At 42.6% G+C, this 16,575-nt stretch carries 11 protein-coding genes; 5 read left to right on the forward strand and 6 right to left on the reverse strand.

Annotated features, from left to right (window positions below; translation table 11 throughout):
* Nucleotides 1-32: 32 nt before the first annotated feature.
* The 3 genes from PQO05_RS26165 to dapF form a co-directional block, all read right to left on the reverse strand.
* Nucleotides 33-2,081 (reverse strand): T9SS type B sorting domain-containing protein, encoded by a 2,049-nt coding sequence (locus PQO05_RS26165; RefSeq protein ID WP_273630465.1) that lies wholly within the window; start codon nucleotides 2,079-2,081, stop codon nucleotides 33-35.
* A 96-nt stretch (nucleotides 2,082-2,177) separates the two neighbouring features.
* The gene (locus tag PQO05_RS26170; protein WP_273630466.1) at nucleotides 2,178-4,115 is read right to left on the reverse strand and encodes a T9SS type B sorting domain-containing protein; all 1,938 of its coding nucleotides are present in this window, start codon (nucleotides 4,113-4,115) and stop codon (nucleotides 2,178-2,180) included.
* Between the two features lie 109 nt (nucleotides 4,116-4,224).
* Nucleotides 4,225-5,016, reverse strand: a complete 792-nt coding sequence (dapF, locus tag PQO05_RS26175; protein ID WP_273630467.1) for a diaminopimelate epimerase — start codon at nucleotides 5,014-5,016, stop codon at nucleotides 4,225-4,227.
* A 186-nt stretch (nucleotides 5,017-5,202) separates the two neighbouring features.
* On the opposite strand from dapF, the gene PQO05_RS26180 reads away from it, so the two are divergent.
* Both PQO05_RS26180 and pdeM read left to right on the forward strand, forming a co-directional pair.
* A complete protein-coding gene (locus tag PQO05_RS26180) occupies nucleotides 5,203-6,759 on the forward strand; it encodes a trypsin-like peptidase domain-containing protein (RefSeq protein ID WP_273630468.1) in 1,557 nt (518 codons plus the stop codon).
* 515 nt (nucleotides 6,760-7,274) lie between these two features.
* Nucleotides 7,275-7,937 carry a ligase-associated DNA damage response endonuclease PdeM gene (gene pdeM / locus PQO05_RS26185; protein WP_273630469.1) on the forward strand — a complete coding sequence of 221 codons (663 nt, stop codon included), beginning with the start codon at nucleotides 7,275-7,277 and terminating at the stop codon, nucleotides 7,935-7,937.
* A gap of 152 nt (nucleotides 7,938-8,089) precedes the next feature.
* Here pdeM and lspA read toward each other — a convergent pair whose 3' ends face one another.
* A complete protein-coding gene (gene lspA / locus PQO05_RS26190; RefSeq protein WP_273630470.1) occupies nucleotides 8,090-8,611 on the reverse strand; it encodes a signal peptidase II in 522 nt (173 codons plus the stop codon).
* 367 nt (nucleotides 8,612-8,978) lie between these two features.
* Here lspA and PQO05_RS26195 point away from each other — a divergent pair, with 367 nt between their 5' ends.
* Together PQO05_RS26195 and PQO05_RS26200 are read left to right on the forward strand one after the other, a co-directional pair.
* Nucleotides 8,979-9,533: a biliverdin-producing heme oxygenase gene (locus PQO05_RS26195; protein WP_273630471.1), complete on the forward strand. Its 555-nt coding sequence runs from the start codon at nucleotides 8,979-8,981 to the stop codon at nucleotides 9,531-9,533.
* A 154-nt stretch (nucleotides 9,534-9,687) separates the two neighbouring features.
* Nucleotides 9,688-10,059, forward strand: coding sequence for a response regulator (locus tag PQO05_RS26200; protein ID WP_273630472.1), 372 nt, complete (start codon nucleotides 9,688-9,690; stop codon nucleotides 10,057-10,059).
* A gap of 73 nt (nucleotides 10,060-10,132) precedes the next feature.
* On the opposite strand, the gene PQO05_RS26205 is transcribed toward PQO05_RS26200, so the two are convergent.
* On the reverse strand, nucleotides 10,133-13,096 hold the full coding sequence (locus tag PQO05_RS26205; protein ID WP_273630474.1) for an outer membrane beta-barrel protein: 2,964 nt from the start codon (nucleotides 13,094-13,096) through the stop codon (nucleotides 10,133-10,135).
* 398 nt (nucleotides 13,097-13,494) lie between these two features.
* On the opposite strand from PQO05_RS26205, the gene PQO05_RS26210 reads away from it, so the two are divergent.
* Nucleotides 13,495-13,767 carry a hypothetical protein gene (locus PQO05_RS26210; protein ID WP_273630475.1) on the forward strand — a complete coding sequence of 91 codons (273 nt, stop codon included), beginning with the start codon at nucleotides 13,495-13,497 and terminating at the stop codon, nucleotides 13,765-13,767.
* Nucleotides 13,768-13,908: 141 nt separating this feature from the next.
* Here PQO05_RS26210 and PQO05_RS26215 read toward each other — a convergent pair whose 3' ends face one another.
* Nucleotides 13,909-16,509, reverse strand: a complete 2,601-nt coding sequence (locus PQO05_RS26215) for a zinc-dependent metalloprotease (protein WP_273630476.1) — start codon at nucleotides 16,507-16,509, stop codon at nucleotides 13,909-13,911.
* Between the last annotated feature and the right edge of the window lie 66 nt (nucleotides 16,510-16,575).

Genomic DNA, 16,575 nt, shown 5'->3' on the forward strand with positions numbered 1-16,575 from the left:
ATCCAACTACCTAATACTCAGTATTTAATTGTTTATCTCACTATTAATACCCAGCCGGATGATTTGGGTAAATCACCATCCTGCAGATCTATTACATAATAATAAGTACCTGTAGGGAGCGGCGATCCATTATAAGTACCATCCCATGCCGTAGCATAACCCCGGCTTTGAAATACTTGCTGCCCGTTACGGTTATAAATACTTACCAGGGCATTGGGGTAAGTACTTATATTTTTAATTTCCCACTTATCATTTACACCATCGCCATTGGGTGTAAATGTGTTAGGGATACCCAATAGCTGGTATACCCTTACAAAAACACTGCTGGTGCTTTCGCCGCAGGTTGTGTTTGAGGCAACATGCAACGTATAAGTTATATCCTGTGGAGGAGTAGCAATTGGTGTAAGCGAAGAAGGATCGCTCAAATAATTTGCCGGTGTCCAAAAATAGTGCACGTCATCACCCTGGGCAGTTCCATTTAATTTGGCGTTTTGCCCGGCAAAGATCCGGGTTTCCTGACCGGCATCTGCCTGCGGTTTTTTTAAAACATTTACGGTGATATTGGTATAGGGAGCAACATCGGCGCAGCCATCATTACTAACAGTAACCTCATAAATAGTAGTCTCTTTGGGGCTGGCTATCGGGTTGGCTACATCATCATGATCTAAACCTGTTGAGGGTACCCACTTATAATGCGTTGCATTACTTGCATCAACCGACAATTGTGTTGCATCGCCCTCGCAAACATTTACATTATTAACGCTGGTTGAATTTATAACAGCCGGAAGTACAACACTTACCGTTGTATGTGCAAAATTTGAGCAGCCATTCTTGGTTACCTTTAACGTGTACGTGCCATTTATGCTAGGGTCGCCGTTATAGCTAATAAAGGGGCTGCTGTCTGTTGATGTAAACCCGTTGGGGCCGGTCCATTCAAAAGTTGGATCATCAGGCAAGCTCAAACCGGGCGGGTAAAGAGTTGTAACATTCGCACTAAGTTGCACCGGGTAACCTAAGCAACCGCCGGTTACTGCATCAAGTTCAATAACCGGGTTCGGGAAAACATTGATAGTTAATGGATCTGAATAAATTCGGCAGCTTTCATTAGTAGTAGCCCCGCCTAAAACCCCCACCCTATACTGGTAGATACCAACGGCCGCATTGATGATATTAACTGGCAAATTTGCTGTGTTCGAACCCGGCGTTGTCACATCCTGCCAATCGCCATAAGTTGCATTACGGTATTGCCATTTATAGCTGGGGTTACTATAGCCCGATGCCTGTGATGCAAGTATGTAGTTGACATTCGTGGCTTCGCAAATGTTTTCTGTTGCCGGCCCGTTAATCGTCCCAAAACCTGTTTTTATTGTGGGGCCACAAGGCCTGATGGTAATATCATCCAAAGCAATATGAAACACTTTTTCTCCAACTACATTATTAACAAGTTCTATTAATACACCTTTTCCGTCTGTAGGCGATATAAATAAAGCACTAACCGGTGTCCAGATCCCCGTACCCGGATCTGCAGATATTGGGCCGGTTGTACCTGTACCCAACAGCAGCGTTTTATCTTCATTCCATACATTAAAAGTTACATCGGGCTTTGTAGCATCCTGCGAGCCGGGTAAATCGCCCCTTAAAAGGTTCATAATAAATGCGCCCATATAATAAGTGGTTCCGGGGCATAACAGGTCGCCGCTCACCTTTTCTGTAAAAAGGGTTGGAGGGTATTCTTTAGCCGTAATAATCATCATGTAGCCATGTGGGTCGCCGGTATGGTCACTGTTTACAACCTGCCAGGTACCATTATTACATGTTTCACTAAGAAAAGATCCCAGTGTATAATAGCCATTTATGGGATGATTGGGCACCCCGCCGGTTCCCCCGCCACATGTGGCGTTAAAATAAGTTAACTCGGTAACCAGTTGCTGGGGTTGTGGCCCGGATTCGTAAAGTGTGCCGTGCCCAAATGTTTCGCTAAAAACAGGCCCGCCAAGCGTACCCGTGCATTGCTGCGCATTAGCAATACGTACGCTAAGCAAACCGGCGGCTATTAACAAAAAGGAAGCAAATTGGCGCATTAAGTTTATAAGCGCAAGGATACGCTATTTGTAAAAATAGCAATTTCATCGGCAGATAAACCATCATTTAAATACCTAACAGTCAATATTTAATTGTTATCTCACAATCAGCACCCAGCCGGCTGGTTTGGGCAAATCGTCTTCCTGTAAATCTATCACATAATAGTAAGTACCTACCGGCAGCGGGCTGCCATTAAAAGTGCCATCCCATGGTGATGGGTAACCCCGGCTTTGAAACACAGGCTGGCCATTTCTGTTGTAGATGCTTACCAGTGCATTAGGATAGGTATTGAGGTTCCTGATATTCCATTTATCATTTACACCATCACCGTTGGGCGAAAAAGTATTAGGTATACTTAACTGCTGGTACACTCTCACAAAAACACTGCTGGTACTTTCGCCGCAGCCTTCGTCTGATACCACATGCAGGGTATACGTAAGATCCTGCGGTGTACTGGTTATTGGTGTAAGGGATAATGAGTTATCGAGATAAAAATAGGGCGTCCAATAACTATGCACATGGTCGCCCTTGGCTGTGCCGTTTAATTTAGCAGTTTGCCCGGCAAATATTTTGATGGTTTGCCCGGCGTTGGCCTGCGGCTTTTTCCAAACCGTAACAGTAACCTGCAGGGTTGCCGTTACGCCCGAACAGCCATCATTACTTGCCGTAACCTGGTAGGTAGTTGTTTGAGTTGGGCTGGCTATGGGGTTAGCAACATCATCATGATCTAATCCTATAGATGGCGTCCATTTATAATGTGTTGCATTAGCGGCATTAATTATAATTTGCTGGCTGGAGCCCTCGCATATATACAAAGGCTGTATTGGATCTACCGTTGGGGTTGAATAAATGGTAACTGTTGTTTTTGCAAAAGTGGGGCAACCGTTTTTAGTGATGATTACATCATATTCGCCTTTATCATTTAAAGTAGCACTCTGGGTAATGATAGGGTTACTGTCTGTAGATGTAAAGCCATTAGGGCCTGTCCAGCTATAAGTATCGCCGCCTGTAGCACTGAGCTGCAAGGGTGTACCAACGCAGGCGCTTGTAGTAGCCGAAAGCGGGTTAACCGGGTAAGGATACACGTTGATAGTTAAAGGATCTGAGTAGATAATGCAGTTTGGCGATGTTTTGGTACCATCTAAAACACCAATACGGTATTGATATGTTCCGGTGGCGGCACCGGGTATATTAACGGGTAATGTTGTAGTGGTTTGTCCTGCTATATTAGCCCAACCACTACCATCATTTTTATTTACCTGCCACTGGTATGTAGCATTGGTATAGCCCGTTTGCCTGGCGGTTAAAGTATAACTTACATCCTCGCCTGCACACTTGCTTTGTGGACTTACATTGCCAACTGTGGCAAATCCGTTTTCTATCGTCGGGCCGTATGGGCTAAAAGTAATGTCATCAATAGCCAAATCGTTACCGTTGCCACCCGGTGCTTTGTTAGTCATCTTAATAATAACATCCTCTCCATCTGCCGGAGAAACAAACGTAAAACCAAAAGATCGCCACCTGGCATCCGGTGTTGATGGAATGGTGTTGGTTTCAAAGCTCCCCAAAGGTGTTCCGTCGGGTTTTTCTACACTAAATACAATATCGGGCTGGCTGTAACCCATTGTGCTGGACTGAAGCCTTAAAATATTCATCACATAAGCATTAAATAAATAGGTTGTACCGGGGCATAGTGTGTTGCCTGGTACTCTTTGGGTATAAAAAACGCTGGGGGTTTGCGATGCATTAATAACCATAAAGTATCCGTTAGGATCGCCGGTATGGTCTGTTGTATTAAACCAGGAATTAAAGCAGTTTTGAGTTAATGCGTTTACTATTGTATAAAAACCATCACCGGGACAGCTATCAGACGTGTAAGTAAGGTTTGTAATTCCCGAAGCCAGGGGTTGGCCGGGATTAGGCCCTGCGCCAAATGTTTCGTTAACAACCGGTAAACCCAGGCTTTGTGCATCAACATTTAAGGCAATAGCTGTACAGCCTGCAAATAATAAGAATAAAAATAAGTGGCGCATTTAGGAGTTGAGCGCAGAAATCTTACGCCGGGCATAAATGTAATAATTTCATCGGTTGATGAAATATTTTTATCCACCAAATAATTGGTATTTAACCAATTATTCCTAATTAATCTATTACAAGATCCCCTTCAAACACCTTCACAGCCGGGCCTTCTAAAAATATATTGGTGAAGCGATTATCTTCGTTAGTAAAACGGATGTTTAAATCGCCGCCTAAAACTTTAATCGGGGTGCTGATAGTACCTGTTTGCCCATTATGCTTTGCCATAGCCAGGGCAACTGCCGTAACACCTGTACCGCAGGCATAGGTCTCGTCTTCTACCCCACGCTCAAAGGTGCGTACAAAGTACCCGCCGTTATCGGCAGGTTCAACAAAGTTTACATTGATGCCTTTTTCGGCATAAGTTGCATTATTGCGGATGGCGTGGCCTTCGTGATAAACGTCTTTATCCTTTAAACCAGTGGTTAACGTTACATAGTGCGGCGAACCTGTGTTTAAAACGTACGCCTCAGCATCGCGGTTAATATCATCAACATCTATCATTTGCAGGCTTACCCAGTCGCCACTTTCTGAAATTTTGGCATAATGCGGGCCATCCACTGCCAAAAAGTTCGTTTCGGTATCAATTACATTCAGGTATTTAGCAAAAGCAACAATACAACGCCCGCCATTGCCGCACATGCTACTGGGCTGGCCATCGGCATTGTAGTAAACCATCTTAAAATCGTATCCGGGTTCGTTCTCCAGAAACATAGCACCATCGCCCCCAACACCAAAGCGGCGGTCGCATAAACCGGCTACAAATGCCGGATTATGATGATTTACAATATTTTGGCGGTTATCAACCAGTATAAAATCGTTACCGGCTCCCTGATATTTATAGAAATGTAATTTCACTTTAAATTTAAAATAGTAACGTTGCAATAGCCAGGCCAAACATGCTTTACAATAAGCAGTTTGACATATAAACTGATTTTAACATTTTTTAACAAATTTGCGAATAACTTCTTATTGTTCATACCGTCTTAATGGTATTAAATTTGAATATTTAGTTCATCCAAAGTAATAAAGTAATATAATTATATGAGAAAGATAGGTTTAACATTGTTAACTGCCTTCGTTGGCGGGGCAATGGCGATCGGTACCTATAAGGTATTTGAAGACAAAACTGCCAACAGCATGAGCTTCGAAGATCGCCAGAAAGTATATTTCGCCAGCAACAAATCTGCGGCCATTACATCATCGGCCGGTGAGGTTGATTTTACACAAGCAGCAGCAGCGGTAACACCAGCTGTAGTTTACATCCGTACTACTTATTCGGCTACCGCAAGCAGCGGCCGCGATCAGCAAATGGAAGATCTGTTTGGCCAGATGTTTGGCCAGCGCGCCCGTCCACGTTCTTCACAGCCTCAAATGGCTTCGGGCTCGGGTGTAATTATTTCGCCGGATGGCTATATTGTTACCAACAACCACGTGGTAGAGAAAGCCGATAAAATTACCGTGGCTTTAAATGACCACCGTACCTACCAAGCCAAAGTAATAGGTACAGACCCTAATACAGATTTAGCCCTTATTAAAATTACCGCAACCAACCTTCCTATTGTAAAAATGGGCAACTCTGATGACGCACGCGTTGGCGAGTGGGTACTGGCCGTAGGTAACCCTTTTAACTTAACATCAACCGTAACTGCCGGTATTATCAGCGCCAAAGGCCGTAACATCGGCATTATTGGCAGCGATGATAATGGCGACGATGAGGATCAAAACCCATTTGGCCCTACACGTAACCAACCGGCTACACCTAAGGTTAATAAAGCCATTGAATCATTTATCCAAACGGATGCTGCCATTAACCCAGGTAACAGCGGCGGTGCATTGGTAAACACTAAAGGCGAGTTGATTGGTATTAACTCTGCCATTGCATCACACACCGGATCATACGAAGGCTATGGTTTTGCCATCCCGATTAACCTGGCTAAAAAGGTGCTGGATGATATTGAGAAATATGGTAGTGTAAAACGTGGTTACATCGGTGTAAACTTCCTTGAGTTAAATGAAGATGCTGCCGAAAGATTAAACATTAAAACAACCAATGGTTTATATGTTAATGATTTAGTTGCAGGTGGTGGTGCCGAGCAGGCCGGCATCCGCAAAGGCGATATTATTACCAAGGTTGATGGTACTACCATTTACGAATCATCAGACTTGCAGGAGCGTGTAGGCCGCTTACAACCCGGGGATAAAGTTAAGCTTACTGTATTGCGCGATGGCTCTACCAAAGAGATTGCCGTAACGCTGAAAGGTGATGCTGTAGCAGCTAAAACTACTGTTGCCCGTACAAAATCTGCAGAAGAGCTTTACAACAAACTAGGTGCAAGCTTTAAACCACTAAGCCCTCAGGAAAAAAGCAAACTGCATGTAAGCAGCGGTGTGGTGGTAACACAAGTTCGCGCGGGTGGTTTCTTTGATGAGACCGAAACCCCTGTTGGCTCTGTAATTATCAGTATCAACAAACAGCCGATAAACGGCATTGCTGATATTGATAAAGCCATAACCAATACCCACAATGGCATGGTTACCATTACCGGTGTTTACCCGGATGGTACCAGCTTTAACAATACTTTTCAGGCACAAAACTAAAACTGGAAACTAATAACATAAAAAGACCCGGCCATAAGCCGGGTCTTTTTGTTTGTACCAATCATTCTTTAAAGCTCATTCTTAATTTCAGGCAAAATTTAACTTAAAACTACATTTTTTCCCGGGGGTTAAATTTGATTTTGGTGTATTTTTTACACTATGTGGCAGGCAATATTCCTAAAAAGAATGCGCCATAAAATCGATTTTTCAAAAAGAAGACCCTTTTGTTATTAGAATTTTAACATTATACTAAAAATGTTACAAGTACAACCATTATGGGCACTTCTTCGTTATCTTTATATAACTAATGAATATCACTATGAAATATCCACCATTAAAATACTTAGTACTTCAGTTTTTGACAGCTGGGGTAATGATGGCATTAGCATTGGCTATGCATAACGCCTAATTGCACAACACCCGTGCAAAACAGATTTAAGAGTCGGCCTTTTTAAAAGACGAACAGAAACAATACGGCTTGCTAATTTCTATAGCAAAGCACTATCTTTGCTGTAATGAAGATATGTGCAGAAGCTGAGCTTAACTTATTAGAACAAACCCTTTTATTACTTCCCGAAAAAGCTATTTACTGGCAGGAGGAAAAAGCGCTTATTGCTGCCGATGTGCATTTGGGTAAATCGGGCCACTTCCGCAAAGCCGGCATTGCCATACCGCAAAATATTGCGCAGGAAGACCTGGCCGTATTATCAGATCTTATTGCCCAGTACAAGCCCGCTAAACTCATTTTTTTAGGCGATCTGTTCCACAGCACACTTAATACCGATTGGGATTGGTTTGCCTTATGGCGCGAGCAATTCCCCAAACTTCAGATCATTTTGGTAAAAGGCAATCACGATATTATTAACGATGCCCACTATCATAAGCTCGATATTGAAACTCCAATGGAATACAGTATCGGCCCGTTTTTAATGCTGCATCACCCGCAAACAGAGGCACAATTAGCAACAGCAATTGGTTATGTAATGTGCGGACACATCCACCCCGGCGTGCGCCTGCAGGGCAAGGGCCGTCAAAGCTTAACCCTACCCTGCTTTACCTTTGGTGAACGGCAAGCCATTCTACCTTCATTCGGGAAATTTACCGGCAAGGTGGCCATCAGGCACAAAGGCGATGATCATGTGTTTGGGGTGTTGGAGAATAGGGTGATAAGGGTGTGAGAATAGAGGCAAGAAACGAGAGCCAGGAAACAAGATGGGCTTTCACTTTTTGTCATATTGAGCGACAGCGAAATATCTTCTTCGCCCTGCTGAGCTGCTCTGCTTATCGAAGAAGATTCTTCACTATGTTCAGAATGACAAAAAAATAACTTTTATACTTCTGTATGCTCCACCCCCATCTTCTCTTTCCTCCTCTGCTTCACCATATCAATCAAAATAATAATAACCCCTGTAGATATTGACAGATCGGCCACATTAAATACACCGGAGTGCAATGGGCCAAACTCTACGTACAAAAAGTCGGTTACCGAACCGTGGATAATACGGTCGAACACGTTTCCGGCACCGCCGCCAATCATAAAACAAATGCCAATTAAGGTTAAGTTAGATAACGAAGTAGTGCGGACTAAGTACCAGATACCGGCCACCAAAAACGCGGCGGGAATAATGGAAAGCAGTATGTTGTGCCAAATACCGTGGATCTGATCGCCCAGGCTTAAAAACGCACCGGTGTTCTCAACCCTGGTAAGCATAAAATGACCGTTTAGCAGGCGCAAACTACTGTATGCTTCTACATGGCTGCGCACAATTGATTTAGATATTTGGTCGCAGGCTATATTCAACAGCACTATAGCTATAATAATAGCCGCTCTTACCAGTTTATTTGTTTTCATTCACGTTTAACAGTTTGCAATGATACGAAAGATGGGGTAAAAGTTGAGATGATTAGCAGCAGTCCCAAAAGTACTTTCTGAAACTATTAAAATTTTGTCATTGCGAGTGATAGCGTGGACAACCGACCGTAGGGAGCTCATTAATACCGATGAAAACAAATACATCATTAATAATCTCGTCGCCAATGCTTATTCGGTCTGTATAGCTACGAGATTGCTTCGTTCCTCGCAATGACAAATTTGAAACTCACTTTTAGTGTTACAACTCAATACAGCCTCTCATGTCGTGCCTAAACCTTTCTCCTCTAAATAATTTTCTATTAATTAAACATATTCCCCTACTTTAGTGTTACATCTATCTATTTCTATGCTTGCCGATAATTTAAAAGAACAAACGCTTACGTATCACCAACAGCTCGAAAAAAAGCTGGTTAGCCAGATCAAAGGGCTTAACACCAAAGAAGATTACCTGCAACTGCTACAGTTGTTTTATGGTTACTTTGGCGGATTGGAAGATCGTATCAATTTATTTATAGACCAAAACATTTTGCCAGACCATGCCCAGCGACGCAAAACGGGTGCCATTGCCGATGATATACTGGCTTTGGGTGGCGAACCTGTAACCAAAGCAACCGGTGATGCGCTGCCAGAAATAAATAATGCAGACCAGGCTTTAGGCGCCATGTATGTAATTGAGGGCTCTACACTTGGCGGCAGTATTATCAGTAAAATGATTTCGGGGAAACTGGGGCTTACAACCGGGTTAAGCTTTTTTAACAGCTATGGCGAAAATACCCATCAAATGTGGGATGCCTTTAAGGCTGTCCTTAACAAACAGCCCGCAGAAATTGAAGCGGCAATAACAGAAGCTGCTAATAACACTTTCTTAAAATTTAAAAACTGGATAGAACAACATGATTAATGCGTTTTTCCGGACAATGATTTGTAACCGGAAAAGCCAATTAAACACCAAGTAAAACAATGATTTAAGCTTTTAGATTTCGTTTACCATGATCTAAAAAAAATTAACGTTTTTTATAATTAATAATTAGTTTTGTTTCCGCTTAAAACCACCAATGGACGCTTCTACAAAAAAGATCATCATATTTGATGACGATGAAGATATTCTTTCTATCTGTTCTTACATTCTGGAAGAACAAGGCTGGGAGGTACATACATTTACCGATTGCAATAATATTGTAGAGAAGGTAAGCAGCGTAAATCCGGCTGTTATCCTGATGGATAACTGGATCCCGGATGCAGGTGGTATTATCGCCACCCAAACGCTCAAAAAATCTGAAGAGTTAAAGCATATCCCTGTCATCTACTTTTCTGCCAATAGCGATATTCAGCTCCTGGCAGAGCATGCAGGCGCCGAAACCTACCTGGCCAAACCATTTGACCTGGAAGACCTGGAGCAGATTATCAATACTGTACTGGTTAAATAAAAGATTTTTTACTTATAAAAAGAGAAAGCCTCATCGCATAACGATGAGGCTTTCTCTTTTTATATCTTTCGGTTTATTCGTTAGGGCCACCGCCTGGGAAGCCGCCACCGCCACCACCCGGAGGAGGGCCGCCAGCACCCGGGCCACCACCACCATTACCACGGCGGAAACCTCTGTCGCCACCCTGATCACCTTGATTTGGTGCACGACCTGCAAATTTTTGCAAGCGAAGTGTAAAGGTCAGCAAGTAGTAACGTCCTAATCTGTTAACGCTGCTTTGGGTAATAGATGAACCACTTGTTGTACTGCTATAACCTGTGTTTTGGTTAAATGCGTCAAAGACAGATGCACGTATTGTAGCTGCGTTATTTTTAAGGAAACGACGCTCTACATAACCATTCAAGATATTAGGGTTAGTAACAGCAACTGTGTAACCAGAGTTCATTACGCGGCTAAAATCATAACTAACAGTCCAATCTTTCCAGAAGTAGTTTTTACCGTTTACACCCAATGTAAATGCACGCACATTTGAGCTGGCATTGGTTAAATCGTTTTTAATAGAGTTATCTGTTTTGTTAATAGAGTAGCTGGTTAAAAACTGCACATCAACAATATCAGTTATATCAAGTCTGAAACGGGCACCCGGCGTAAACACTAAGTTTTTCGCAACGTTCTTTTGCAGGTTCAAAGCAGTTGTAGTAGAATCTACACTACCAACATAACTAATGTTGTTGGTGTAAGTAACAGTACCGTTTAAATACAAAGTGTATCTACGATTAGCCCATGGCTTAGCGTACGTAACAAAACCATTGGCGGTATAATAACCATCAACATTTTGGTACCTGGTTAAAATGGTATTTTGTAGTTTGTTATAAATAGGGCTTGCTGCCAAGGCTGCACTTTTAGGAACCGTAATTACATCTGTAGAGATTTTATTATCCGTTTGGGTGAATGATAAGTTGGTAAAGATGATATCGTTGGTCTGGAAGTTAAACTTATTATAACGGATAGAGATGTTGTTGGCAAACTCGGGCTTTAAATCCGGGTTACCTTCTACAGGGTATAAGGCATTTGAGAAATCGGTTACCGGTTGCAACTGGCTAAATGTTGGCTGGTTGCTGGTACCGCTGTAGTTAATGCTTAAGGTGTTGCTTCGCGCAAAGTTGTAAACAAAACGTGCGGTTGGTGCAAAGTTAACCGTAGTTACGCGGGTGTCTGTACCGGTGGTAACAGAGTGTCCATCTAAAGTAGATGGCTGCACACCCAAACCTAATGTATAATTATATTTCTTTTGAACCACGCGGTAGTTTAAACCAACGCGGTTTGTGGTGAAGGTAAAGTTGTAATTATTGCTTAACAACTGGTATGGTACGTAGTTATTTGCGGTTGTAAGCGTATCGGTTTCCTTATCGCTCGAAGTGTAAGAATGGTTATAAGCATAATTTAACTCCAGGAATGATACCTTGCTTAAAGGTTCGATATATGAGAAAGTTGCACCTACCGATTTAGTAGTACCATTAATATCAATCTGTTGGTTAACCGGTGCCACTGCCTTACTTGGCGGTATAAAGTTGTAGATCGGGTTTTGTGACTGGTCGTTCTTAGCTGTACTTAAATTAACATTAATGCTAAGGTTACGGCCGTGCCCATTAAACCTGTGGTTATACAATGCTGTTAAACCCAGCGTTGGCGATGACGAATTGGCGTAAGTGGTAGATGTATAATTAGTATTAAGCTGTGTGTTTACTACCGCATCATTGGCGTTGGTAAGCGTTTTAGCGTAAGAAAACGTTGGTGTAACTTTTAAATAATTAATCGTATCCGGCTTGTACTCCATGTTCCAGGTAAAGCGGTGATTAATGTTATTATCGTTCTCTAAACTATTCTGGGATGTTGTGCTTGGGTTAGAACCCGTATTTTGTTGGTTAGAGGTAGTATTAGTAAACGTACTGTTATCGGCAAAGCTATAGCTGCCATATACGGCAAGGTGTTTACCCCACTGATCGCGAAAGTTGGCGCCGATAGAGTGCGCGTCTGTTATACCATTTTGGTTAGTGGTAAGCCCGGATGATGCCCTTGAAGCATTACCACGGCCACCGCCGCCGCCGCCGCCGAAGTTACCGCCTGCGCCGCCGCCACCAAAGCCTCCGCCTCCGGTACTACCGAAAGAGAATGTATTTACGTTGGTATTATTGATTGATCCTAAAACAGAGATCTGCCTGTCGCCTTTAAAATCAAATAAGTTAATTGATCCTAAATAGCGGTTATCATTTTCTGCCGGTTTAGGCAAGGCATCGCGGCCATCACCTGCAGTGCCCGAAAATGAGTAGCCATAGTTTTTATCCTTGCGGATGGTTACGTTCAATACTTTGGTTGGGTCGCCGGTTTTAATGCCGGTTAGGTTGGCCTGGTCGCCATAGTCATCCACAATCTGGATGTTTTCAAGCAGGTCGGCAGGTATATTTTTGGTAAGCGATGTTACGTCGCCGCCCATATAATCTTTACCGTTGATACGCACTTTGGTAACTGACTGCCCCTGTGCAGTAACCGCACCTGTAGATGGGTCAACATCAACACCGGGCGCTTTTTTCAAGGCGTCTTCGAGTGTGGCATTCGGCCGTACGTTTAGGGCGCTTACCTTATATTCTACTGTATCTTCTTTAACGGCTACTGCATTTACGCCAACAATTTTCACCTCGTTAAGAGTAGTATTAGAGGTACGAAGCATAATGTTACCAACGTCAACAGGCTTAGGGTCGGCCGTTAAAGCATAGTGTTTTCTTAATGATTCGTAACCTATTGAAGCAACTGTTATGGTTATTTTTAATCCTTTTACAGCAGGGAAAACAAACTTACCGTCAACATTGGCAGCAACGTTAACGCTGTCGCCCTGCTCAGAAGTAAGCGTAACCACACTGCCGGGCAGGGTTTGCTTAGTGGTATCAATTACAGTACCGCTTACCTGGTGGGTTGCCTGGGCATAAGCTCCTGTAATGGTTAAAAAGATGATAAGAAGTAATAAGGGTATTCGTTTCATACTATACGCAAGTGAATAAAATTGTTTGGGGTTATGTTAATACAATAGTTTGACTACAAAGGTTCAATTAGTTTATTATATATAGCTGATTTATATAGGATTGTTACATATAATGAGTGAAATGACCGTTTTTTTAACCTAATAGCCCATTTTTTGCTTATTACATTAAATATGATTGTAAAAAACATATTACCATTGCTTATATTTTTTTATGAATGTAACACGTGTGTAACTATTTACGTCATATCATATACCATTGGGAGAGTTTTTAACGTTAGAATACGAAAGAACGCGCCTGATGATGTAATGTTTACTTTTAAACAAATGGGGAGTAAAATCAATCGATAAAATTGAAACACATTGATTTTCTTTTCGTTATACTATCAAAGCATTGACTTATGACAAAGGCACGCGCTTCTTTGCACTCCAGAGTGCACAACTGGATTGACTCGGTAGGATTCCGTCTCAATACTTCAGATACCAACAAAAAAAGCAACATTACCACGCGTCATTATTTTTTCGAGACTTTCAATTTTATTGAAAAATCGAATAATGATGCACCAGAAAAATCAAAATTTTTATGCTTTGATACGTACGGCGAAACCATGAAAGTGCGCTCGCTGCTCGATCTGCAATCTGCTTTTTTTGAGAACATCAGCCAGTTGAAATAATATTGGCCCCAACAACCTTTACCCAACCCCAATTTGCTTAAAATAGCGACGGGCAACCCTTATATACTAATAGTACTAAAAAGAAAGCCCCCTGATGTTATCAGGAGGCTTTCTTTTTTATAATGTCGGTTGATCTGATCTTTAAAAATCAACATCTTTTGACTGCTCATCTTCAACAGCACGACCCGGCATCCCCGGTACCGGTATATTAATTACCGGGCGGGTTGGGTTTAGCGTTTCTTTAATACGCAGGTGTAAATCTTCGTAATGTGCTGCTGTTAATGCATCGCCACCTTTAGGTAAGCCTGCATCAATACGTTTAAGTTCGGCACGAACCATTGGTTTAATATCAGACAATGCTGTATTAATTGGCGTAAAGCCCATATTGGCTAATTGCGCCGATGTAGCGCCCGGAAAACCACGGCTAACATCTTCATTCAATAAACCTTTTAATTGCTCAATATAACCGCGTTGCAGGTTACGTTTAAATGCATCTGGTTTACCTGCGTTAAAAATACCGGCACGCAGGTCATTAAATAAATCGGCAACGGTATAAGCAGCCGCGCCGTTCTTGCTTTCGTTATCATACATACGCGCTAAACGGCTTGATGATAATACCGAACTGAGCGTACTAACCTGCACCGCTTTAATTCGGTTAAGCATTACACCGTTATCAAACTTGCTTAATTCTTCGTTATTGATCAACCAGGTTGGTGTAGTAAACAATTGCTTGTTTAAAAAGTCCGAAGCCTCGTGCTGGCGATCTTTAGCGATAAAGGTATAAACAGCTCCCTTTTGATCGTAAGTTTTAAAGTTTTCACTCATACCGCCGATGTTCATAGTAACGTGCCCCATGTAGCGGTTAAACTGGGTTACAATCTGGCCATACATTTCCTGCAGGTCATCAAAGTCCTCTCCTTTCTGGAAGGTCCATTTCTCCAGGTTAGGTAAAATACGTTTCAGGTTGGCAATACCGTAGGTGCTTGCTTTCATGGCGTTATCACCCAAATCTTCATTTTGTAAACGAGGGTCGATACTGGTACCCTGGCGACCGTAGTAGTACAGCGGATTACCGGCACGTTCTTTTGTCCAAACGTTTAATGCTTCTTTTTCCTGCTCCACAGTTTTATTACCCGGGAACCAGGTATAACCCCATTTAATAGCCCAATCATCATACTCGCCAATTTGCGGGTACAAGTGGGTTACACCATCGCCTGGTTGGGCAATATAATTAAAACGGGCATAGTCCATAATTGATGGCGCGGTACCGTGTGTGTCTGTAAAGTGTTTAGAGCGTAATGAATCAACAGGGTAAGCATAGCTCGAACCGAAGTTATGCGGCAAGCCCAATGTGTGGCCGATCTCGTGCGATGACACAAAACGGATCAGCTGGCCCATTTGCTCATCAGTAAATTTAGGCGCGCGGGCATTAGGGTTAACGGCAGCTGTTTGCACCATAAACCAATCGTGCACTAAACTCATCACGTTATGATACCAGCCTACGTGGCTTTCCAGAATTTCGCCGGTGCGTGGGTCAGAGATATGCGGACCATAAGCGTTTTGCACATCAGATGCAAAGTAACGCACTACACTGTAGCGTGCATCTTCGGTGCTAAATTCAGGGTCTTCTTTAGCGGTTGGGGCTGGTTTACCAACAATGGCATTTTTAAAACCGGCAGCTTCGAAAGCTTTGTTCCAGTCGTTAATACCCATTACCAGGTAAGGCACCCATTTTTTAGGCGTTGCCGGATCGATGTAGTATACAATTTGTTTCTTAGGTTCAACCAGTTCGCCGCGGGCATAAGCAGCCGGGTCTTTCGGCTCCAGCCTCCAACGGTGGATATATGCCGTCACTTCCGATTTTTGTGCATCTGTACCATAATCTGTCTGGCGCTGGCCGAAGAAACCTACGCGGCTATCCATCAAACGCGCCTTCATCGGTGTTTTTGGCAATAACAGCATCGAAGTGTTTAATTCGAAGGTTATCGCTGCATTTGAGTTATCCGTAGGTGATTCCATCGCACGGTAAGTTTTCAGCGTACTAACTTCTGTGTTGATCGGGAAGCTTTTAATAGTATCGATGTATGATCTGTTAGCATCAACCGCACTAATTTTATAAGCCTTTTTAATCTCGTCAGGGATACCCGTAGCTGTTACATCGCCATTGTAGAAATCGGTTACATCAATTAAAACGCCGGTAGTGTCTTTATTGTAAGCCTTAACATCGAAAGAAGCTAATACGGCATCAATGTTAGAGTTTTTTACAGCCTCGTACATATCTGTTGTGCTGTCGGCTTTCAACCTATAGCTTGGTACGCGGATCATGATCTGCTTATCATGGCGTTCCCATTTCCAAACCTGGTCGTTAACTTCTTCGCCACCATATTGTGAGCCGAAGGTTTTTAGATTGGCTGGCGTTTTTACAAAACGGGTTACCACCAGCATTTCGCGGTTAAGTAATGAATCCGGAATTTCGTAGTAATACTTACCATCAACTTTGTAAGTATTAAATAAGCCTTTATCAACCTTGGTTTTAGGTGTAATAATATCGCTGAATTTCTTGATGCCTTCTTTTTTCGCTGGCCCGCCAAGCATGGCTGTTGCAGAAGACCCGCCGCCCGGTGTAGATGTTGTTTTTAGGGTTACTTGCTGAGATGCATGCTTTTTAGATGCGCACGATGCCGCAAAAACGGCAGAAGCAATCATGGATGCATACAATCCCTGGTTGAGTTTTTTATTCATTGGGGTTGTTTAAATTAATGTTGGAAAAGGAGGTAAAAATATATTATCCGGGGTTATTTATCATAA

This window comes from Mucilaginibacter jinjuensis (assembly GCF_028596025.1).
In the GTDB taxonomy this organism is placed as follows: domain Bacteria; phylum Bacteroidota; class Bacteroidia; order Sphingobacteriales; family Sphingobacteriaceae; genus Mucilaginibacter; species Mucilaginibacter jinjuensis.